This is a genomic window from Sphingosinithalassobacter tenebrarum (assembly GCF_011057975.1).
GTDB classification, from domain to species: Bacteria; Pseudomonadota; Alphaproteobacteria; order Sphingomonadales; family Sphingomonadaceae; genus Sphingomonas; species Sphingomonas tenebrarum.
The window spans coordinates 718,258-739,343 of the sequence record NZ_CP049109.1 but is presented as its reverse complement, the minus strand read 5'-3'; the positions used below and the strand labels follow the sequence as shown (position 1 = coordinate 739,343).

Sequence of the window (21,086 nt, the reverse complement as noted above, 5' to 3'; positions counted from 1 at the left end):
AACCGTCATCAAAGCTTCGCGCGGGCGCAACACACCCGGCTCATGGGCGCGCCAGGAAACAAGGGGGACGCATCCATGAACCACATCGCCATCCGTACCGCCACCGCCGCCCTGCTGGTCGGCACCGCACCCGCCGCCTGGGCACAGGACGCGACGCAGACCGCGCCCGTCGCCTGGGACGACGAGATCATCGTCACCGCGCAGAAGGAAGAGCAGCGGCTGATCGACGTGCCCGTCACGCTTTCGGCCGTGACCGGCGAGCGGATGCGCGATCTGGGCGTGTCGGACCTCGACGAGCTTTCCAACTATGTTCCCGGCCTCAACATCCAGGAGCAGAGCGCGAACAATCCCGGCATCGTCATCCGCGGCATCACATCGGACAGCGGCTCCTCGCAGCAGGCGGCGCGCGTTACGCTCTATTACAACGGCATCGACATTTCGCGCTCGCGCGGTTCGTATCAGGCGATCTACGACGTCGACCGGATCGAAGTGATCAAGGGCCCGCAGGCGACTCTGTTCGGCACCGCTTCGACGATCGGCGCGATCAGCATCATCTCGGCGCGCCCCAAGCCGGGCGTTTCGGCCGAGCTGACCGGCGGATACGGCAATTACGACGCAACGATGCTGGGCGGCCATATCAACATCGGCAACGATGTGATCGCGGGCCGCATCGCCGGCGAATGGAAAAAGCGCGACGGCTATGTCAACAACCTGTCGAACCGGCAGGACGACCTGTATTCGCAGGACCAGTTCGGCCTGCGCGCATCGCTGCGCTTCACGCCGACCACCGATCTGACGGTCGATCTCATCGGCACCTATGACCAGCAGCGCAACGGCGGCACGCCGTTCATCTCGGGCAATTTCCCGACCGCTTCGGGTCCGGCCGATCCGTTCGGCGACGCCAATCTGTCGGGTGCCCCCGCGGGCATTTCCGAAGCGATCCTGGGCAGCGACGACCTGGGCCTGCGCCGCGAAGTCTATGACATCAACCTGACCGCCAGCTATGATTTCGCCGACGGCTGGAACTTCACGACGGTCAACGGCTATCGCGAATTCGACAGCCAGGAAGTCTTCGACGCCGACGGCACGGCGGCCTGGTATCTGGAATTCACCGAAGACGCGCAGGGCTGGCAGGCGAGCCATGAATCGCGCTTCGCCTATGAGGACGAACATGTCCGCGCGAGCTTCGGCTGGAATTTCTTCCACGAAGACAGTTTCCAGCGCGTACCCTTTTCGAGCGAGGAAGGCATCTTCCTGCAGTGCTCGGCCGGGCTAATACCGGGGCTGGGCTGCATCGCGCCCGACGGTTCGGTGTCGGCGGCGCAGGCCACCGCGCTGCTGACCGGCGGCGCGTTCACTGAAATTCCCTATACCTCGGTCTATCAGAACGAAGGCGTGAACAGCAGCTACTCGCTGTTCGGTGACGTGCGCTGGACCGCGACGCCGCAGCTCGAACTGACCGCCGGCGTCCGGGTGCTGTTCGAGGACCGCCAGTCGGGCTTTTCGGCCACGGTGCCCGACAGCCTGTTGCTGACGCTTTCGGGCGCGCCGGGATCGCTGATCCCCGGCCAGACCGATACCGGCGGCCAGACGATCGAATCGGAAGACAGCTTCTCGGCGGTGCTGCCGCGTTTCAATGCGCTGTATCGCTTCTCGGACGCAGTCAACGCCTATGTCACTGTGTCGAAGGGCCGTCGCTCGCCGACCGTGAGCCAGAGCGCGACCACCACCAACCTGGTGCCCGAGGAAGTCGTCTGGAACTATGAAGCCGGCATCAAGGGCAGCGCGGGGATCTTCTCGGGCTCGTTCGCCGTCTATTACCAGGACTATTCGAACTTCCAGATCACCCGGAACATCACCGATCCCAACGACCCTTCGGGTTTGCCGGTCGGCTCGAGCCTGACCGAAAGCGCCGGTTCGGCAAGCAATCTTGGCATCGAGGCCGACGTGCAGCTGCGCCCGACTCCGTGGCTGACCCTGTTCGGCAACGCGGCGTGGATCGATGGCGGCATCAACGACGAGGCGTCGAACGGCGTCTATGCCGGCAACCGCTTCCGCCTTCAGCCCGAATGGCAGGCATCGGCCGGCTTCTCGATCGACGCGCCGATCGGCAACGGCATCGATTTCTTCGCCACGCCCAGCGTCACGCATCGCAGCCGCATCTATTTCGAAGTGCCGAACAACATCGCCATCTCGCAGGGGCCGATCACGCTGGTCAATCTGCGCGCGGGCGTCAGCCTTGCCGAGGGCCGGTATGAAATCGCCGGCTATGCCCGCAACCTTACCGACGAGGACTATCTCCTCGACGCGGGCAATACCGGTGGCGCGTTCGGCTATCCGACCTTCATTCCGGCCGAGCCGCGCTTCTACGGCGTCCAGCTCACCGTCCGTTACTGAGTTCCCTGTCGGCGGCGGCCTTCCCCGGCCGCCGTCGCGCCCGGTGTGCCGCCCCGCGCGATGCGCCACAGCGACGGCCCGCTCCCTGTCCCGGGGGGCGGGCCGTTGCCGTTTGCGGCACCGCCGGGCAGTCACCCGGCCGCGAACGTCCCGTGAAACGTCACCGGCAGCGCGACATCGCCGCGCCAGCTCGCCACCGGCCCGGCGGCCACATGGCGCGCGTCGAGCACATGCAGCTCGGTCGCCCGCTCGGCGAGGTTGAGCGTGGTGCCAACCAGCCAGCCATCGCCTTCCTCGCTGCCGCGCGGGACATAGAGGAATTCCTCGACCAGATGCCCGGCGCCGAAATCGAACTCGGCATTGGTCTGGCGCGCCCAGTCGTAAACGCCCACCGCGCGCGGGAAGGGCCGCCCGCTGCCGTACATGCCGGTATGCACCGTCAGCGATCGCGGCAGCCCGGAGCGCGTCCGGTCATTCTGCGGAAACTCCGCCGACACCCCGGTCCGATCGAGCGACGTGCGCCCGTCGGGGTGCAGCGTGATCATCGACAGGATCGGCAGCGGCGTTTCCACTTCCTGCCCCAGCAGCAGCAGCCGCGCCTCCTCCATCACGAATTTGGGCTCGGGCGTAACGCAGATACCGAACCGGATCGTACCATCGGCCTCTTCCCAGGCGTCGTCCATGTGGAAGGCGAAGAAGGCGGGCACTTCATACAGCCGCCGCTGCGTGAAATCGTCCTTGTCGATCACCAGGATCTGTGTGCCGGTTTCGGGCTGCCAGGCCATGCCCTCGATCGCCGGGATCGTGTTGCGTTCATACACCCAGGGCTGGAGCACGATCACCAGATGTCGCGCCGTCGCGGAGAAATCATGGATATAGCTCGCGCGCGGCAAGTCGATGATCTTCGTATCGGCCAGCGCGCCGCCCGCCGACAATTTCCAGACGATCGCGCGCTTGCCCGCGACGCCGAGATTCCACACCGTCCCGTCAGGCTCGACGCGCGGATGGGCAAGGAAGGGCATATGCGCCAGATCGTCGCGAAACGTCTTGAGCCCCCGCGTCGCGAGCGTTTCGGGATCGAGCCGATAGGGCGAGCCCGGCTCCCACAGCGCGAGCAGGTCGCCGCCGGATAGCAGCACGCTGGTATTGGCGGCGTTCGCGCTGTCGGTGCTGGTCAGCACCGCGCCGTCGCGCGCGGGCGAACCGAAGCCGGGCATCACCATCGCGCCCGCCGCGGCATCCTGCCGCCGCTTCTCGGTCGCCACGAACCGCGCGGCCATCCGCGCCTCGCCGCGATCGATCGCGAAGCGGCGCACCATGCCGTCGCCGTCGAACCAGTGCGTCGCCGATCCCCCCGGACGGCGGAACTTGGCGGGGCCATTGCGATACAGCACGCCTTTGAAGCCGTCGGGCGCACGCCCCGCCACCAGCCGCATCGCATGCGGCGCGACATCGGCTTCGATATCGCGCGCCCCCAGCGTCCAGTCGGCGGGCAGCATCGTGGCATAGAGTTTCTCCGGCGGCAGGATCGCGGCACCGGCACACAGCCCGGCACCGATCAGGCCGGTTCCCAGAAAGGCTCGACGATTGAGCATCTGTCTTCTCCTGAACTTCCGTTCGTCCCGAGCGAAGTCGAGGGACATGCGGCGCGCATCGCGCATGCGTGTCTCGACTTCGCTCGACACGAACGGTGACGTATATTCTCGAATAGCGCCCCTCAGCGCAGCGTGATCGTCTGGCTGACGGCGCTATCACCGACGGTGAACGCGGCATCCTCGAAGCTCGGCGGCCCGCCCGCGCCGATCGCGTCGTTCGAAAAGCCGAACGGCTCGATCGGCATGCCGAAGGGATTGGTCCCGAACTTCATGTCGCCGTCGACATCCTGAAAGGCACGCACCGCATAGCGGCCCGGCGCGAGCCCCGACACGGTCGCGTCGACGCCGCCGATCGCGGCGTCGACCATCGCCACGCCTACCGGCGCGCCGCCATTCCAGCCATCGGCATCGAACACCGCGACCATCACCTTGCCCTCGGCCCGGGTGATGCCCTCGAAATGAATCGTCAGCGTCGCACCGGCGGGCTGCGCCATCGCGGGCGGCGCCGCGACCGGCGCAAGCAGAGGCAGCGGCGCGATCAGCGCCAGCGTGATCAGGGTGCGGGAAAAGGGCAGCGAGCGAAGCATTGCAAAAATCTCCTAATCGGGTTCGACGGCCAAGCCATGACGCGGCTATGCTTCCCCCGTCATCCCGAACTGCGCGAACGGAGGGCGCGAATGCGTGAGATGCAGCGATTCGCCACTGGCGCTTCGCGAATGGCGGAGCGGGCGCGGCCCGATGCGGCGACGCGCCAGCGGCGCGGCTTCGTCATCGTCGGCGTCGCCGCGCTGCTGATGACGATCACCGGCGCATTCGGCACGCACGAAGTGCCGATCCTGCCGCGCCTTGCCTATTGGATGATCATCATGGTGTCGGGCGCGATGATCGGAATCGGCGTCACGGCGATGATCGTCGGCTGGGGCCGCTTCGCGCACCGCCCCTGGATCGAAGGCAGCATCATCAGCGTCGCCATCGCGCTGCCGCTGACCCTGGTCGTGATCGGCTGTTCGATTGCCTTTTTCGGCGGCGGCGGCCGGATCGGTCCGCAAACCGTCGCGTTCCAGTTCGTGATGGTGCTGGCGATCACTGCAGTCATCACGGCGGTCAATTACGCGATCGGCGGCCAGGCGGAGCCCGACGCCCCGCTCCCCGCCGAGCCCGAGCAGCAGCATCCGGTCCGCCCGCGCCTTGCCGATCGCCTGCCCCCGCATCTGCGCGGCGCGGACATCCACGCCGTCGCCGCCGAGGATCATTATCTGCGCGTCCATACCGATGCGGGCTCGGACCTCATCCTCTTGCGCCTCACCGATGCGATCGTCGAACTCGACGGTATCGAGGGCGCGCGCACGCATCGCAGCTGGTGGGTCGCACGCGACGCGATCCGCTCGGTCGAACGCGGCGACGGCCGCGCCGAGCTCACCCTGCCCGGCGGCGTCACTGCCCCGGTCAGCCGCTCCTTCTATCCCGCGCTGCGCGACGCCGGCTGGTTCGATTGAGCCGATGCCGCAATTGCGCCCGGATCGCTTCCTAAGCGTTCGCGGGCCACAAGGGGAGAAAGTGATGTTCCGTCCGCTGTTGCGCGCGCTGGCGCTGACCCTATGCGTCACGCTGGCGCTGGCCGCCGCTGCGCAAGGGCCCGCAATGAGCGACGCCGCACGCGAAGCCAACACCCGGTCCTATCGCGCGCTGCAACAGGGCGACTATCTCCGCGCCGAGGAACTGCTGCGCCCCCATGCCTTCGATGCCGAGGGCAATCCCGTCGACGGCTTCATCTATTCGAGCTGGGCCGAGGCAATGACGCTGATGACCGGCGAGCCGCCTGCCCGCGAGCCCGATGGCCGTACCGCGCGCGCCGAATATCTCGCCGCGATCGCCGACGCTGATACCCGCGACGCGATCGCCGAAATCGTCGAGCGCGCGCGGCATACCAGCATCGTCTTCCTCAACGAGGATCACGGCGTCCCGCGCAGCCGCGCCTTCGGCCTGCAGGTCGCCGAGGCGCTGCGCCCGCTCGGCTACACGATTCTCGCGGTCGAAACGCTGCAGAACGACGCCGATCTCGACACGGTCGACTCCCGGATCGCCGCGATCAACGCCGACGGCTATATCCGGCGCGACAGCGGCTATTACACGCACGACCCGGTCTTCGCGGACTTCCTCCGCCAGGCGATGGCCGCCGGCTATCGGCTCGCCGCCTATGAACAGACGCCCGATCTGCGCACCACCGATCCCGAACTCTCGATCCCCAAGCGCGAGCAGGCGCAGGCCGATTATCTTCTCAACCGCGTGGTCAATCGCAATCCGGGCGCGAAGCTGCTCGTCTATGTCGGCTTCAGCCATGCCACCGAGGAGACGCAGGAGCCCGACGGCGTCGCGCTGCGATGGCTCGCCGCGCGGATCAAGGCGATGACCGGCATCGATCCGCTGACGATCGACCAGACGACGCTGATGCGCAGCGGCGCTGCGGCGCGATCCGATGCGCTGGTCGATGCCGCCACGGCGCGGGCGCAGGGCCGCTCGGTCGTTTTCCTCTCGCCCGATGGATCGCCGCTGGTAATCGGCAGATATGCCGGGCTGGTCGATCTTCAGGTCGTCCATCCCGATCTGCCGCGCGTCGGCGATCGTCCCGGCTGGATTCCCGCGCTGCTTCATCGCACGCCCACGCCGGTGCCGGCCGAGCTGCTTCCCGAAACCGGCACCGTGCTGATTCAGGCATTCGTCGCCACCGAAGGCGATGCCGCGATCCCGGTCGATCAGCTGCTGGTCACTGCGGGCGAAGCGCCGGGCATGCTGATGCTGCCCGACATGCCGGTCCGCTATGCCGTCCAGACGCCCGAGTGATTCGTCCACAGGGCGGGAAAGACATTATGACACCGTAATGACCACCCCTGACCACAAGCGCTTGTGGTCCCGCGCGGCGATCCACAGATTTTTTATTCTTTTTTTATGAACGGGCGTTGCCGGTCTTGCTTTTCGCGAAGCCGGGGAAAGTCCGTGCGTCGCTGCATCGCACCCGTCCGCCGGGCGCCGTGAACCGAGTCATTTTAGCGGTGAATCGAGTCTTTCGTTAACCATTTACCATCTTGTGCCCGGAGTCATTTGGGCACAATCTGTAGTGGTTGCATTGAGGGGCAAGCTCAAGCACTGGTAGGCAGCAGACCGCGACCCTATGTTGCGGAACAGGCCTGTTTGTGCCCGCGACGGGTCGTGTGGTCACTTTTTGTTCTCGCGTCCCGCCATTCCGGTGATACCATCGGATCCTGCCCCTTGAGTCGCGCTGGTAGTGAACCTTCAGGGGGTGCGTAATGGAATTCAGGGACACGGAATCGAACGTGAACGACACCGACACCGAAACCGCCGTCGCGCCTGCGACGAAGCCGGAAAAGACGAAGAAGGCCAAGGGCGATTCGAAGACCATCGACCCGAGTCCCTTCCCGGTCGAAGTCGATCATTCGCGTGACGAGCTTCTCACCGAATTCGGCAAGGAAACGCTGAAGGACCGCTATCTCCTGCCCGGCGAAAGCTATCAGGATCTCTTCGTGCGCGTCGCATCGGCCTATGCCGACGATGCCGAACATGCCCAGCGGCTCTACGACTATATCTCGCGGTTGTGGTTCATGCCGGCGACGCCGGTGCTTTCGAACGGCGGCACCGGGCGCGGCCTGCCGATCAGCTGCTATCTCAACTCGGTTCCCGACAGCCTCGACGGCATTGTCGACACCTGGAACGAGAATGTCTGGCTCGCCTCGCGCGGCGGCGGCATCGGCACCTATTGGGGCAATGTCCGCGGCATCGGCGAGCCGGTCGGCCTCAACGGCAAGACCAGCGGCATCATTCCCTTCGTCCGCGTGATGGACAGCCTCACGCTCGCGATTTCGCAGGGTTCGCTGCGGCGCGGTTCGGCGGCCTGCTATCTCGACATCAGCCACCCGGAAATCGAGGAATTCCTCGAAATCCGCAAACCCTCGGGCGACTTCAACCGCAAGGCGCTCAATCTGCACCACGGCGTGCTGATTCCCGACGCGTTCATGGAAGCGGTGCGCGACGGCACCGACTGGGAACTCAAGTCGCCCAAGGACGACAGCGTTCGCGGCACGGTGAACGCGCGCGCGCTGTTCCAGAAGCTGGTCGAGACGCGGCTTGCCACCGGCGAGCCCTACATCGTCTTCTCCGACCATGTGAACGACAACATGCCCAAGCATCATCGCGATCTGGGGCTCAAGGTCTCGACGTCGAACCTGTGCAGCGAAATCACGCTGCCGACCGGATACGACCATCTCGGCAATGACCGTACCGCGGTCTGCTGCCTCTCCTCGCTCAACCTCGAAACCTGGGACGAATGGAGCAAGGACAAGCGGTTCATCGAGGACGTGATGCGCTTCCTCGACAATGTGCTCACTGACTATATCGAGCGGGCGCCCGACGAAATGGCGCGCGCCAAATATTCGGCGGAGCGCGAACGCTCGGTCGGCCTCGGCGTGATGGGCTTCCACAGCTTCCTTCAGGCGCGCGGCCTGCCGTTCGAAGGGCCGATGGCCAAGAGCTGGAACCGCAACATCTTCAAACATGTCAACGCGGCGGTGAACGAAGCCTCGATGCAGCTCGCGGTCGAGCGCGGGCCGTGCCCCGACGCGGCCGAAATGGGCGTGATGGAACGGTTCAGCTGCAAGATGGCAATCGCGCCGACCGCGTCGATCAGCATCATCTGCGGCGGCACCAGCGCGTGCATCGAGCCGATCCCGGCGAACATCTACACCCACAAGACGCTGTCGGGCAGCTTCGTGGTGCGCAATCCGCATCTCGAAAAGCTGCTGATCGAAAAGGCGAAGAACAGCGACGCGGTGTGGAACACGATCCTCGAACATGGCGGCTCGGTCCAGCATCTCGACTTCCTCACTCAGGAGGAAAAGGACTGCTACAAGACCAGCTTCGAGATCGACCAGCGCTGGATCCTCGAACTTGCGGGCGATCGCGCGCCGTTCATCGATCAGGCGCAGTCGCTCAACCTGTTCATCCCCGCCGATTGCGACAAGTGGGACCTGCTGATGCTCCACTATCGCGCCTGGGAGCTGGGCATCAAATCGCTCTATTATCTCCGCTCCAAATCGGTGCAGCGCGCCGGCTTCGCGGGCGGCGTCGAAGTCGACAACACCTCGGAACTCGCGAAATACGAGCTGCCGTCGACCGATTACGACGAATGCCTGGCCTGTCAGTGATCTGACGCCGGCCGTCGCCCCTGCGCAGGCAGGGTTCATGCCTTTCGCCGCGAACGCCTCGCTCGCGGCACAGCGATAGGCCCCTGCCTGCGCAGGGGCGACGTGGAACGATGCAGGTGCGCAACGCCATTGCCCGGAACGACCAGTGCACGCGCTTCGACGCGGCAATGGTCGTACCCGGCGGAGCGGCGCGGCTGGTGCGCGGCCTCAGGGAACCGGCAACCGCCGGGAATCATTGGTCCGATGAAACACCGGAGGACCAAGCTCATGACGACTACAGGCTTTCCGCTGTTGCTGGTCATCGCGATCCTCGTCACGGCCGTGACCGGCATCTGGCTGCTGCTCAACGCGCGTTCGGTCGCGGCGCTGTTTCGCGGCGTACCGGATATCGAACCCGGCCCGGGCAGGAAGCGCGCCCCGCGCGGCACCACCATCGTGATGCTGATCCTGTTCAACATCGGCTGGATCAGCGCGGTCGCAATCGAATGGACCGCATGGAACGGCGCGGCGAACGCCGTGACGCAGGCGCAGCCCTATATGGACTAGCAGACGCAAAAACGGCGCCCGCGCACCGCGCGAGCGCCGCCTGCGGACGTCCGGGGGGGTCAGTCGTCCGTGGTCGTTTCGAACATTTCCTGCGCCACCGCTGCGTTGGCGGAAAGGCGCACCGTGTCGCCTTCGATTTCCGCCACCAGGCCGGCGGGGATATAGTGATGCCTGGCGCCCTGCCCGTCCCTGGTCTGCGGGCTGTCCGCCTTGGTCAGCTTGATGCGGTGGCCAGTGGCATGGTCGACCGTGCCCAGATGCACGCCGTCGGCGCCGACGACATTCATATGCTCGCGGACTTGCGACAGATCGGTCATGAAACATCCTTTCCTTTGATACGCGATACTGTTTCCTCAACGCACGGCCGCCGTGGCGGCTCCACCGCGCGTCGTCGCAACCGCCCTGCGCTCATGTCGCGCGCGCAACAATCAGGGATTTCCGCATGAGCCGTTTCCGCGCCCCTGCAACCATCGCCGCGCTTGCCGCGCTCACGTTGCTCTCGGCCTGCGCGCATCAGGTTTCGAGCGGCGTCGAAGCGGGCAGCCCCGGCTTCCTCCTCGGCCTGTGGCACGGCTTCATCTTCCCGGTCGCCTGGATCTTCTCGCTCTTCGTGCCGGACATCGCCATCTATGCCGTGCCGAACAATGGCGGCTGGTATGACTTCGGCTTTTTCGTCGGGATCATGTTCTTCGGCGTCGGTTCGCACGGCAGCCGCACCGTATACCGCACCCGCACTGTCTATCGCGACCGGCCGGCGAAGCGCGGCACGGTGATCGAGAACGAATGAGCGCCGCCATGCCCCTTGGTCTTGCCCCCAACATCTTCTGGCCGGTCGCTGCCGGGCTGGGCACCGCGGCGCTCATGCTGAGCGTGCCGCTGTTCGCGCGCCGCCGCCAGCAACGCCTCGCCGAGCTGCGCGGCGGGGCCACCCAGCGCTATTTCGAGGAACGCCGCGAGCTCGAAGGCTATGGCGGTGACGCCGATACGGGAATTTCGGCCGCGACGGTGGGCCAGGCGATTCTGGCGGGGCTGTGGGTCGGCGGCGGCGCCGCGCTCGTCTTCAATCTTCCCGAAGCGCTGATGCCGCTGGTCAATCTGATCTTCGCGGTCATGGTGCTGCCGATCACCGCGGTGCAGGGCTGGCGGACCTGGCGCGAGGCGCAGCCCGATCCGCGCGGCATGATCATGTCGCCCGCGCGTCACGACACCACCGCGCGCGCCGAGCGGCGCAAGCTGGCGGGCAAGATCGCCGGCACGCTCGCGACGGCCGTTGTTCCCGTCTTCCTCGCCTGGCTGATGCTGCGTGACACCGACGCGATGTTCGCCGCGCTGGAGAGCTTGTGGTGAGCCGCGGCCTGCTCCTTGCCAACGGCGCCGCCGTGATCCTCGCGGCAGGCGGCCTGACGCTGCTGGTGAAGCCCGCGCTCGCCCGCCGCGCGCTGCGCATCGCCGACAGCGAGGAGGCGACCTATGCGCTGCGCATCGCCGGCGCCATGCTCTTCGCCGCGTCCTTGTTCTGCGCGGGCTTCGCCAATATGTTCGCCATAGCCAGCGGAGGCGCGGGATGACCATCGTCGCCAACGCGCTCGCTATCGGGCTTTTCGTGCTTGTAGCCGCCGGAACGCACATGGTGCTGCAGCCGCGCGTCTATCTCGGACGCGGCACCGCCCCGCTGCGCACGACGCAGGGCGTGCGCCGTTTCGGCATTGCCCTGATCGCGCTCGGTACGCTGGCCGTACTCGCCATTTCCATCGCCATCATTTTTGCCACCGGCAACGTTTAACGCATTCGCCCAAGGAGTAAGCCCATGTCCCTTCTCGAAGCCCGCAAGACCTACAAGCCCTTCGAATATCCCTGGGCCTATGAATATTGGAAGCGCCAGCAGCAGGTCCACTGGATGCCCGAGGAAGTGCCGCTGGGCGAGGATTGCCGCGACTGGGCGCAGAAGCTTTCCGACCACGAGCGCAACCTGCTGACGCAGATCTTCCGCTTCTTCACCCAGGCGGACGTCGAGGTGCAGGATTGCTACCACGAGAAATATGGCCGCGTGTTCAAGCCGACCGAAGTCAAGATGATGCTGGCCGCGTTCAGCAACATGGAGACGATCCATATCGCGGCGTACAGCCACCTGCTCGATACGATCGGCATGCCCGAAAGCGAATACGGCATGTTCCTCGAATATAGCGAGATGAAGGACAAGCACGATTATCTGCAGCGTTTCGGCGTCGATACCGACGAGGATATCGCCAAGACGCTCGCGATGTTCGGCGGCTTTACCGAAGGGCTTCAGCTCTTCGCCAGCTTCGCGATGCTGATGAACTTCCCGCGCTTCAACAAGATGAAGGGCATGGGCCAGATCGTCAGCTGGAGCGTGCGCGACGAAAGCCTGCATTGCGAAGGCATCACCACGCTGTTCCACGCCTTCTGCAAGGAACGCGACTGCCTGACCAAGGCCGTGCGCGACGACATCATGGACGTGTGCCAGACGACCGTGCGGCTGGAAGACGCGTTCATCGATCTCGCCTTCGAACAGGGCCCCGTGCCGGGCATGACGCCCAAGGAAATCAAGAAATATATCCGCTATGTCGCCGACTGGCGGCTGGGCCAGCTCGGCTTCAAGCCGATCTACATGATCGACGAACACCCGCTGCCCTGGCTCACGCCGCTGCTCAACGGCGTCGAACACGCCAATTTCTTCGAAACCCGCGCGACGGAATATTCGAAGGGCGCAACGCGCGGCCAGTGGAACGACGTGTGGGACAGCTTCGACAAGCGCCAGAAGGCCAAGGCGGAAAAGCCGGCCAACGAGGACGAGGACGGCGCGGACATGTTCTCGGGCTCCGGGGTTGCGGCGGAGTGATTTATGTTCATTCGACAAATAATCGAGCGCATTTCGAGCGGTGACATTCGCATACCGGCTTTTCAACGGGGATATGTTTGGGAACCGGAGCAAGCTGCCTTTTTGCTCGACAGCATATACAAGGGATTTCCAATTGGCACGGTAGTTCTTTGGCAAACGGATGAGCGACTAGAGTTTGAAAAGAACCTTGGCTCCTTCGTTCTCCCCGACCCTAAAAAGGACTATCCAGTAAACTATGTCCTCGACGGGCAACAGAGGCTGACGAGTATATTCTCTGTTTTTCAGACAGAATTGCAGCCGGAAGATAATCAATGGACTGATATTTACTTCGATTTGTTTTCGGAAGAGAGTCTTCAAGAGTCCGTTTTCAAGCCGCTCTCCGAAGGCGAGGTGGACCCAGAGCGACACTTCCCTGTGAAAACATTCTACAGTCCCATTGAATACCGCAAGGCATGCGATGGTAGGCCAGCCGACCAGATTGTTAAGCTAGATAGCATTCAAGAGCGATTCAAAGAGTACGATGTTCAAACTCAAACTTTCGAAACCGATGATAGAAATAAAGTTGCCATCGTTTTTGAACGAATAAATCGCGCCGGTACAGAGCTAAAAGTCTTCGAGTTGCTATCCGCTTGGAGCTGGTCCGATGACTTTGATCTTACCGAGAAATTTTCAGATCTACAAGACGATATAGAAGAGCACGGTTACGGCGATCTTTCAAAAGAGCAAGATCTACAACTTAGAATTTGTGCGGGTGTAATAACCGAAGAAACTTCGCCAGAGAAAATAATGAGTTTAAGTGGTGAAGAGATTCGTAATCGCTTTGGCGAAATTCGAAACGGCATCACCGGCGCGATAGATTTTTTGAAACGCGAGCTATCCGTAAGGCATTTCGCCATGCTGCCCTTTCCCGGCATGCTTATTCCGCTTAGTTGCTTTTTTTCTACTGATCGTGATGAGGGTGTGCGATATGAAGCTCATCAAAGAGAAGAACTAATCAGATGGTTCTGGCGGACAGCTTTTTCACGGCGCTACTCGTCTGACGTTAACTCAAAACAGGCAGCAGACATCAATGAATTTAATAAACTCAAAAACAACCCGCAGTATCAAGTGAAGCAGCCGGCGGCAGAGCTAAAAGTCGAGTTTGATAAAGCTAACTTTCTTGCGTCTAGTGCAAATTCAAAAACACTGATTTGCATGCTTGCGCAGAAATCTCCCAAGTCGTTGATAAGCGGCGCAGTTATTGAACTGGATAAGGTCCTAAAGCGCGGCATGAAGCATGAGTTTCATCACATTTATCCGCAACGGCATTTGGGCGTCGCTGGCTATGACCGGAGAGATATAAACGTCCTCGCGAATATCTGCTTTCTCACACGTCAGGATAATAATTACATTAAAGCAAAAGCACCTTCTGTTTACGCAAAAGATATGCCCGCAGTCAGCCGATCTGATTATCTGGAAAGGGCGATAATCCCCGAAGATTTTGATGATGATGATTATGACAAATTTCGAGCGGCACGCACTGAGGCGCTTATCGAATTGGCGGCCGAACTGATGTCATAGACCCTGTCCTACACGAACCAATATGGTTATATGACTCGGCTCCGCGAACCACAGGGAGCCGAAACCATGTCCGACGAACCGACCGATTTCACCCCCGTCCCCACCAGCCGCACGACCGGCTGGACCGCACAGCGGCAGCGCAAGTTCATCGATATTCTCGCCGAAACCGGCTGCGTTTCCGATGCCGCCGCCGCCGTCGGGCTCACCCCGCGTTCGGCCTATCGCCTGCGGCTGCGGCCCGAGGCGGAGAGCTTTCATCGGGCGTGGGACGCGGCGCTCACGCTCGCCAGCAATCGCCTGCTCACCATGGCCTATGAGCGCGCCGTCTATGGCAATATCCGCCAGGTGTGGCAGCGCGGCGAAGTGATCGGCGAGGAGCGCGTGCCCCCCGATCGGCTGCTGATGTTCCTGCTGCGCCATCTCGATCCGATGCGCTTCGGGCGCCTTTCGGGGCTGATGCCCGCCGACGTGCCCAATCCGCGCGACAGCGCGCGCGCCGCCTTTTCCGATCTGGCCGAAGACCTGACCGACAGCGAAGCCGAGGCCGAGCCGCTGCGCGAGGAGCATTTCGCCCACGGCCTGATCCCGCAATTCGATGCCGAATGAGCCGCGCGATGCACGCCGCCGCGTGCGCCCGCGCGTGCGCGCTCGCGTACGTACGCGCGCATACGCACGCGGGCACGCACGCGGGCGCGCGCATGTTGCGTTGCGACTCAGTGCGAACTTTGCACGCAAAAGCGCGGGTTTGGCGAACCGCGCAACGCCATCGCATCGCGGCGGCGATCGGCCCGTGTCGCATCGGCGCAATCTTGCCTTTTCAAGGATTTTGGCGCCAATAGTTGCGCGTTCGAAACGGGGGGAATCAAATGCGCAAGCTACTGCAAACGGGGATTATTACAGCGTTTCTGGCTACCGGCGGGTGCGCGACGACCTATGGCGGCGGCAATTTCCTGGGCATGACAGGCGGGCAGCATGCCGAGCGGATCGACGAGAACAGCTGGCAGATCGATGCCGCGGGCAATGGCTATGCGGGGAGCAAGGCCGGCGAAGCGATGGCGCTCTACAAGGCCGGAGTGGTCACGCGTGCCACCGGCCACACGCATTTCCAGGTCTATTCGTTCGAGATTTTCTATAACGGCTACGGCGCGCAGAGCGCGCTGCTCAAAATCCATCCGACCAACGATCCCGACGCCGAGTTCGAATGCGAAAGCTGGGCGTTCCGCGTCAATTGCCGCACGGTATCGGCGGATTGGGCGATCGAACATTATCGCGCCGACGTGAAACAGTCCAAGGCGCAGACCGATGCCGAAGTCGCCGCGCTGCGCGCGCAATATCATCTTGGCGACGATGCGGCCGCCGCGGCGCCCTAGGCTCCGCTTCCGGCGGCGGGGCGACGCGGTGAACCGCGCCGCCGTTCATGGCGCGTACAGCCCGCAACGCCGCGGTTAAGCCGGGGTTCAGGCGGCGGAGGCGGCGATCGGCTTCGCCCTGCCGCTTCCCCCGCACGCCCTGCCCCGCCCTACGCGCGAGCAGGCGCGAGGGAGGGCCGCGCCGCCGAAACCGATCGCGGGGGCCGCCCGTTCTTGGACCCGGTTCACAACGGAAAGGGAGATGTCCCCATGTCCAAGACCCTGTTTGCGTTCGCCGCCGCCGGTGCGGCACTTTTCGCCGGTGCGCCGGCAATGGCCCAGTCCTCGGTCGCCATATCGGCCGAAAGCCGCGCCGATGCCGCGGCAAGCCCGATCGTGTTCACCGAGGAGAATTCGCACTGGCGCGACTATCAGACCGATCTCAGCGAGGCACGCCGCGAACTGCGCAGCGATCTGCGCCGCGCGCATGACGCCGATGATCGTGTCGATGCCTATGCCGAATATGAGCGCGAAGTCGCCGATGCGCGGCACGATTTCCGCAAGGAAATGGCCGAGCGCGGCGTGCTGATCCGTGACGAGGATATGACGCCCACCGGCACCGTGACGGTCGAGGAAGTCGCGATGATCGAAGCGCGCGACGATTGATCGGCGGCGAAGATGCGGCGGGGCTTCCCCCGAATGCCCCGCCGCTGGCCGCGCGACCCATGCTCCCGGTCGCGCGCCCCGATTTCACCGGTTCGGGAGTATCGCGGCCCGCGCCGGCAGGTTTGACTCCGGTCAATTTCGCGGCGCGGGATCGCCTGCATGATGCCGGCATGGCTGACGAAACCGCACCCCAGACTTCGCCCGAAACGCCCTATGCGGCGATGGGCGGCGCCGAAACGGTCCGGGCGCTGGCGCATCGCTTTTACGATCTGGTCGGAAGCGACCCCGCCTATGCCGAATTGCGGGCGCTGCACGGCCCCGAACTGGCGCCGATCGCCGATTCGCTCGCCGGCTTTCTCAGCGGCTGGCTGGGCGGGCCGCGCGACTGGTTCGAAAGCGGGCGCGGATGCATCTTCAGCCTGCACGGCGCAGTGCCGATCGATCATCGCACTGCCGGGCAATGGGCCGATGCGATGGCGCGGTCGATCGACTCGGAACCGCGCGTTCCGCCGCAAATCGCTGAAAAGATGAAAGATACGCTCGGCCGCATGGCGCGATCCATGGCCCCGCGCGAGGCCGCCGCATCCTGAATACGGCCGGTCGCAAAGCCGCGCCTCTCCGCTTTCCTACACCCGCCGAACCTGCGACAGTGGCAGTTTGGAGAGGATTCGGCGATGCAATATGTCGACCCCGACAGGGGGCAGCTGGAGGCATTTCGGGCGCTGCCGATCGACGATCCGATCGAGATGCTCAACCTGATCCGCTATCGCGACCTGGCGGAATATCCAGACGATCACGCCTGCGCGTCCGCGGGACTGTTCGGGGCGGAGGCTTATCGCCGGTACATGATCGCCAGCGCCCCGATCTTCGCACGGCACGGCGGCGAGATCGTGTGGAAGGGAGAACCGCAACTGGTGGTGATCGGTCCCGACGCGGAGGCATGGGACATGGCCTTCGTCGCGCGCTACCCCGATGCGCGCGCGTTCCTGGCGATGCTCGCCGATCCCGAATATCGCGAGGCCGCCGCCCATCGCCGGGCGGGCGTGCAGACATCGCGACTGATCCGCATGTTTCCGGGTGAGACCTGAATTGCTAGCGCCTGCCGCCGTGCCGCCTGGCGGGGCGGGCGGAGGGCTCGGGCGCCATTTCGGTGGCGCGAATCGTGCGGCGGGGGGAGCGCGTCGGCTCGCTTTCGTGGCGTCGCGGAGGTACTTTGGGCGGATGGCCGTGCGAACAATCAGGCTCGCCGTGGCAGATCAGCCGGTCATAGGCGGAGTGCGGCGCGATGCCGTGGGCGCTCAGCGCCGCGGCGATCAGTCCCTCGGGATCGCGCGCCGCCGCACCCAGCAATCCGCCGGTCCGACCGAGCCAGCTGCGCAGCCAGTCGCTGTCGGCCCCGGCGCCGCGGACGACGTGGCCGACGGGATGATACTCGGCGCAGGGCACCGATCCCGGCGCCACCAGCTGCAGCAGGCGCGCCGCCCAGCGCGGCGTTTGCGGACCGGGGGGAAGATGCGGGACGGGGTCATAGGCCAGTTCGTAGCGCAGGCAGGCGATCCGCGTTCTGGCATAGGCGCGGGCGAATGCGGCATCGCCCGGTCGTGCCGCCGCAACCGTCAGCACGCGGATGGTGGTGTCGCGCCATTCGGGGTTTTGCGAGGCACGGAACGCGGCGAGATTGGCGAGCGCGCCGCCCTTGCTGTGGCCGGTGAACCAGATGCGACGCGGCGCGCCCTGCGCCAGCAGCGCCTCGATCTGCGTCGCGATGCCCGGGCCGTCGGGGCCGTCATGCCACAGACGACGCATCGATTCGGCAAAGCCCCAATGCACCGATGCGCCGGCATAATCGGCATCGCGACGACACACCGAAAAACTGTCGTTGAGCCAGTCGAACAGCACCGACCAGCCATCGGCAGCGGTCCGGCCGAAAGGCGGCAGCGACCCGCGAAATGCCACGACAATGCCTTCCGCGACGCGACCCACCAGCGCATGATCGATCGGCACGTTCCAGAATTCGACGTCGCGCGTCACGCTTTCGGGACGCCCAACCCAGCCGACACCGCGGCGCCAGGTTTCGAGATCGGGATCATAGGCCTGGGTGCATGCATAAAGCAGCCGTCGCTTGATGCAGTCGTGCATGGAGAAACTCCTTCCGCTTGCCTTCATTGCCGCATCGTTAACCATCGGCCATTCCGGGATTCTGCGGTTCGGGGGCTTTGCGGAGGTAGCAGCGGCGCAATGAACCCGCGCTGTCCCCCGGCGCGCCCAGTTCGATCCGAAACGGATCAGGTGCCGCTCCATTGCGGATTTTCCAGGCTAGGGTCGCAGCGGGGACGCGACAGGGGCTGGCACGTTGGGGGAAGAAGCCGATCGGATCGAATATATCTGCGCCACTTGCGGCGGCACCGCCGTGACGCGCGAGGCCTGGGCGGAATGGAACGTCACGGCACAGACATGGGTGCTTTGCGACATCTTCGATTTCGCATTTTGCCATCTCTGTCATCGCGAGACGCGTCTGACCGCCCGGAACGCCTCGCGCTGATATTGTCACCGACAATTTTCGGCCCAGCTGGCGACTCACCGGAATGGCATTGATCGCAGTGCCCGCCGCCAACGCGTCGCCAGGCGGGAAGGGTCGAGTTCGGCATATTGTCGCTCGCCTTCCCCGTCTTCAACAGCCTGGTCGCCATTCGCCCCAGCGCAACGGTGACCGGTGCAGGACTCGGCTGAACGCCGCTTCAGTCCGCCAGCCCCAGCTGCCAGAGCACGAACGCCATTTCGTCGGCGGCTTCGCGCAGGCTTTCCCAGCGGCCCGATTTGCCGCCATGACCGGCGCCCATATTGGTCTTGAGCAGCAGGACATTGTCGTCGGTCTTGGTCGCACGGAGGCGCGCGGCCCATTTGGCCGGCTCCCAATAGGTGACGCGCGGATCGTTGAGCCCCCCCGAAATGAACAGCGGCGGATAATCCTGCGCCTCCACATTGTCATAGGGCGAATAGCTGCGGATAAGCTCGAACGCCGCCTTGTCCTCGATCGGATTGCCCCATTCGGGCCATTCGCCAGGCGTCAGCGGCAGCGTCTCGTCGAGCATCGTGTTGAGCACGTCGACGAACGGCACATCGGCGATCACCGCGCCCCACAATTCGGGATCGGAATTGACCACCGCGCCCATCAGCTCACCGCCTGCCGAGCGCCCAGCGATCGCAATATTGCCGGCGCTGGTAAAGCCGAGATCGATCAGCCCCTTCGCGACATCGACGAAATCGGTGAACGTATTGGTCCGCTTTTCGAGCTTGCCGTCGAGATACCATTGCTGACCGAGATCGTCGCCGCCGCGGATATGCGCGATGGCAAAGGCCATGCCGCGATCGAGAAACGACATGCGGCTCGTCGAAAATCCCGGCGGAATGGCGTGGCCGTAAGCGCCATAGGCATAGAGATAGAGCTTGCCCGATCCATCCTTGGGGAAGCCTGCCGGATAGACGATCGACACGGGAACTTCGGTGCCGTCACGCGCGGTGATCTTCAGCCGCTCGGTGGCGTATTTGCTGGCATCATAGCCGCTCGGGATCTCCTGGACCTTGAGCGTCTCCAGCCGGTCCTCGGCGATGTGATAATCGAACACCGTCCCCGGCGTGACCATCGATTCATAGCCGAGCCGCAGCGTTTGAATCGCATATTCGGGATTGTCGCCGACTCCCGCGACATAGCTCGCTTCGGGGAATTGCAGGCGGCGCGGCGGGCGGCCGTCATACCAGTGGAGCTCGACTTGATCGAGCCCGTCCTCGCGCCCCTCGACGACAAAGAAATCGGCGAAGATGTCGATCCCGGTCATGTAGAAATGATCCGACGGCGCGATCAACTCGGTCCATTCGGTCGGGTTCGCGATCGGCGCGGTCACCAGCCGCCAGTTGGTGTGCGTGTCGTTGGTATGGATGAAGAGCGTGTCGTCATGCTCCTCCACATCATATTCGCGCCCCGTCTGCCGCGGCGCGACAAGGATCGGGTCGGCGGCAGGATTGTCGGCGGGGACGAGGCGGATCTCGCTCGTCACATGATCGCCGGTCGACAGGATCAGATAGCGGCGCGACTGGGTCTCGCCGACACCCACGCGGTAGCCGTCGTCGGCTTCGTGATAGAGTTCGACATCGCTTTCGACCGGCTCGCCGAGCTTGTGCCAACGGATACGATCGGTGCGCCAATGTTCGTTGACCAGCGCATAGAGAAAGCCCTTCGAATCCGCCGTCCAGATCAGCTCCGAAAGCGTGCCGGGGATGGTGTCGGGCAGCAGCTCGCCCGTTTCCAGATCCTTGACCCGTGCGACGAATCGCTCCGATCCGTTGTCGTCGATGGCATAGGCGAGCAGTTTGCCGTCCGGGCTGATGCTGAGCGCACCGAGTCGGAAATATTCCTTGCCCTCGGCAAGCTTGGGCTCGTCGAGGATCAACTGATCCTCTCCCCCGCCGACGGGCTTGCGCCACCAGCGGCGATATTCGCCGCCCTGTTCGAAATCGCTCCAATAGAGCCAGTTTCCGTCCTTTTGCGGAACCGTCGCATCGTCTTCCTTGATCCGCCCGCGCATCTCGGTGAACAGCGTCTCGGCGAGCGGCTTCAGAGGCGCCATCACGCTTTCGAAATAGGCATTCTCGGTCTCGAGATAATCGAGCACGTCGCGATCCTCGACCGGAGCGGGATAGCCTGGCGCGCGCAGCCATGCCCAAGGATCTTCAACGGTGATACCGTGATGCGTGAAGCTGTGCGGGCGCGTGGCGGCAACGGGCGGCGGAACGGAAGTTTCGGTCATCGCCCCTATCTAGCGTTGTCGTCGACAAAGAGAAGGCATTGCGCCGGCAGGGAACGTGCTGCGATGCTGGCGGTTCTCCACGCGTGCCCGCC

General features: G+C 64.0%; 22 protein-coding genes. 17 read left to right on the top strand and 5 right to left on the bottom strand.

Features of this window, described 5'->3' with window-relative positions; translation table 11 throughout:
• The first annotated feature begins 75 nt into the window (after positions 1-75).
• A complete protein-coding gene (locus tag G5C33_RS03735; protein ID WP_165325983.1) occupies positions 76-2,397 on the top strand; it encodes a TonB-dependent receptor in 2,322 nt (773 codons plus the stop codon).
• 131 nt (positions 2,398-2,528) lie between these two features.
• On the opposite strand, the gene G5C33_RS03730 is transcribed toward G5C33_RS03735, so the two are convergent.
• Both G5C33_RS03730 and G5C33_RS03725 read right to left on the bottom strand, forming a co-directional pair.
• Positions 2,529-3,992, bottom strand: coding sequence for a carotenoid oxygenase family protein (locus G5C33_RS03730; protein WP_165325982.1), 1,464 nt, complete (start codon positions 3,990-3,992; stop codon positions 2,529-2,531).
• A 122-nt stretch (positions 3,993-4,114) separates the two neighbouring features.
• Entirely contained in the window at positions 4,115-4,579 is a 465-nt protein-coding gene (locus tag G5C33_RS03725) for a DUF2141 domain-containing protein (RefSeq protein WP_165325981.1), read from the bottom strand.
• Positions 4,580-4,669: 90 nt separating this feature from the next.
• On the opposite strand from G5C33_RS03725, the gene G5C33_RS03720 reads away from it, so the two are divergent.
• The 4 genes from G5C33_RS03720 (at position 4,670) to G5C33_RS03705 (ending at position 9,754) form a co-directional block, all read left to right on the top strand.
• The gene (locus G5C33_RS03720; RefSeq protein ID WP_165325980.1) at positions 4,670-5,488 is read left to right on the top strand and encodes a LytTR family transcriptional regulator DNA-binding domain-containing protein; all 819 of its coding nucleotides are present in this window, start codon (positions 4,670-4,672) and stop codon (positions 5,486-5,488) included.
• 64 nt (positions 5,489-5,552) lie between these two features.
• Positions 5,553-6,833 (top strand): glycoside hydrolase family 25 domain-containing protein, encoded by a 1,281-nt coding sequence (locus G5C33_RS03715; protein ID WP_165325979.1) that lies wholly within the window; start codon positions 5,553-5,555, stop codon positions 6,831-6,833.
• Positions 6,834-7,297: 464 nt separating this feature from the next.
• Positions 7,298-9,208 carry a ribonucleoside-diphosphate reductase subunit alpha gene (locus tag G5C33_RS03710; protein ID WP_165325978.1) on the top strand — a complete coding sequence of 637 codons (1,911 nt, stop codon included), beginning with the start codon at positions 7,298-7,300 and terminating at the stop codon, positions 9,206-9,208.
• Between the two features lie 267 nt (positions 9,209-9,475).
• Entirely contained in the window at positions 9,476-9,754 is a 279-nt protein-coding gene (locus G5C33_RS03705; RefSeq protein ID WP_165325977.1) for a hypothetical protein, read from the top strand.
• A gap of 59 nt (positions 9,755-9,813) precedes the next feature.
• On the opposite strand, the gene G5C33_RS03700 is transcribed toward G5C33_RS03705, so the two are convergent.
• Positions 9,814-10,071 carry a DUF2171 domain-containing protein gene (locus G5C33_RS03700; protein ID WP_165325976.1) on the bottom strand — a complete coding sequence of 86 codons (258 nt, stop codon included), beginning with the start codon at positions 10,069-10,071 and terminating at the stop codon, positions 9,814-9,816.
• Between the two features lie 125 nt (positions 10,072-10,196).
• Here G5C33_RS03700 and G5C33_RS03695 point away from each other — a divergent pair, with 125 nt between their 5' ends.
• The 11 genes from G5C33_RS03695 to G5C33_RS03645 all read left to right on the top strand — a co-directional run bounded on the left by G5C33_RS03695 (position 10,197) and on the right by G5C33_RS03645 (position 17,277).
• Positions 10,197-10,541, top strand: coding sequence for a hypothetical protein (locus tag G5C33_RS03695; RefSeq protein WP_165325975.1), 345 nt, complete (start codon positions 10,197-10,199; stop codon positions 10,539-10,541).
• A complete protein-coding gene (locus G5C33_RS03690) occupies positions 10,538-11,101 on the top strand; it encodes a hypothetical protein (RefSeq protein ID WP_165325974.1) in 564 nt (187 codons plus the stop codon). Before G5C33_RS03695 ends, G5C33_RS03690 begins: the two co-directional genes overlap by 4 nt.
• Complete coding sequence (locus G5C33_RS03685) at positions 11,098-11,322, top strand: hypothetical protein (RefSeq protein ID WP_165325973.1); 225 nt, start codon at positions 11,098-11,100, stop codon at positions 11,320-11,322. Before G5C33_RS03690 ends, G5C33_RS03685 begins: the two co-directional genes overlap by 4 nt.
• Positions 11,319-11,537: a hypothetical protein gene (locus G5C33_RS03680; protein ID WP_165325972.1), complete on the top strand. Its 219-nt coding sequence runs from the start codon at positions 11,319-11,321 to the stop codon at positions 11,535-11,537. Before G5C33_RS03685 ends, G5C33_RS03680 begins: the two co-directional genes overlap by 4 nt.
• Before the next feature lie 24 nt (positions 11,538-11,561).
• Positions 11,562-12,614, top strand: a complete 1,053-nt coding sequence (locus G5C33_RS03675) for a ribonucleotide-diphosphate reductase subunit beta (protein ID WP_165325971.1) — start codon at positions 11,562-11,564, stop codon at positions 12,612-12,614.
• 3 nt (positions 12,615-12,617) lie between these two features.
• On the top strand, positions 12,618-14,174 hold the full coding sequence (locus tag G5C33_RS03670) for a DUF262 domain-containing protein (RefSeq protein WP_165325970.1): 1,557 nt from the start codon (positions 12,618-12,620) through the stop codon (positions 14,172-14,174).
• A gap of 66 nt (positions 14,175-14,240) precedes the next feature.
• A complete protein-coding gene (locus G5C33_RS03665) occupies positions 14,241-14,780 on the top strand; it encodes a hypothetical protein (RefSeq protein WP_165325969.1) in 540 nt (179 codons plus the stop codon).
• A gap of 260 nt (positions 14,781-15,040) precedes the next feature.
• Positions 15,041-15,544, top strand: a complete 504-nt coding sequence (locus tag G5C33_RS03660) for a hypothetical protein (RefSeq protein ID WP_165325968.1) — start codon at positions 15,041-15,043, stop codon at positions 15,542-15,544.
• A gap of 249 nt (positions 15,545-15,793) precedes the next feature.
• Complete coding sequence (locus G5C33_RS03655; protein ID WP_165325967.1) at positions 15,794-16,189, top strand: hypothetical protein; 396 nt, start codon at positions 15,794-15,796, stop codon at positions 16,187-16,189.
• 170 nt (positions 16,190-16,359) lie between these two features.
• Entirely contained in the window at positions 16,360-16,779 is a 420-nt protein-coding gene (locus tag G5C33_RS03650) for a globin domain-containing protein (protein ID WP_165325966.1), read from the top strand.
• Between the two features lie 84 nt (positions 16,780-16,863).
• Positions 16,864-17,277 carry a DUF1330 domain-containing protein gene (locus tag G5C33_RS03645; protein ID WP_165325965.1) on the top strand — a complete coding sequence of 138 codons (414 nt, stop codon included), beginning with the start codon at positions 16,864-16,866 and terminating at the stop codon, positions 17,275-17,277.
• A 4-nt stretch (positions 17,278-17,281) separates the two neighbouring features.
• Here the strand turns inward: G5C33_RS03645 and G5C33_RS03640 are convergent, their stop codons facing one another.
• The gene (locus G5C33_RS03640) at positions 17,282-18,328 is read right to left on the bottom strand and encodes a lipase family protein (protein ID WP_165325964.1); all 1,047 of its coding nucleotides are present in this window, start codon (positions 18,326-18,328) and stop codon (positions 17,282-17,284) included.
• Positions 18,329-18,542: 214 nt separating this feature from the next.
• Here G5C33_RS03640 and G5C33_RS03635 point away from each other — a divergent pair, with 214 nt between their 5' ends.
• The gene (locus tag G5C33_RS03635) at positions 18,543-18,731 is read left to right on the top strand and encodes a hypothetical protein (protein WP_165325963.1); all 189 of its coding nucleotides are present in this window, start codon (positions 18,543-18,545) and stop codon (positions 18,729-18,731) included.
• Between the two features lie 196 nt (positions 18,732-18,927).
• Here G5C33_RS03635 and G5C33_RS03630 read toward each other — a convergent pair whose 3' ends face one another.
• A complete protein-coding gene (locus tag G5C33_RS03630; RefSeq protein ID WP_165325962.1) occupies positions 18,928-20,994 on the bottom strand; it encodes a S9 family peptidase in 2,067 nt (688 codons plus the stop codon).
• Between the last annotated feature and the right edge of the window lie 92 nt (positions 20,995-21,086).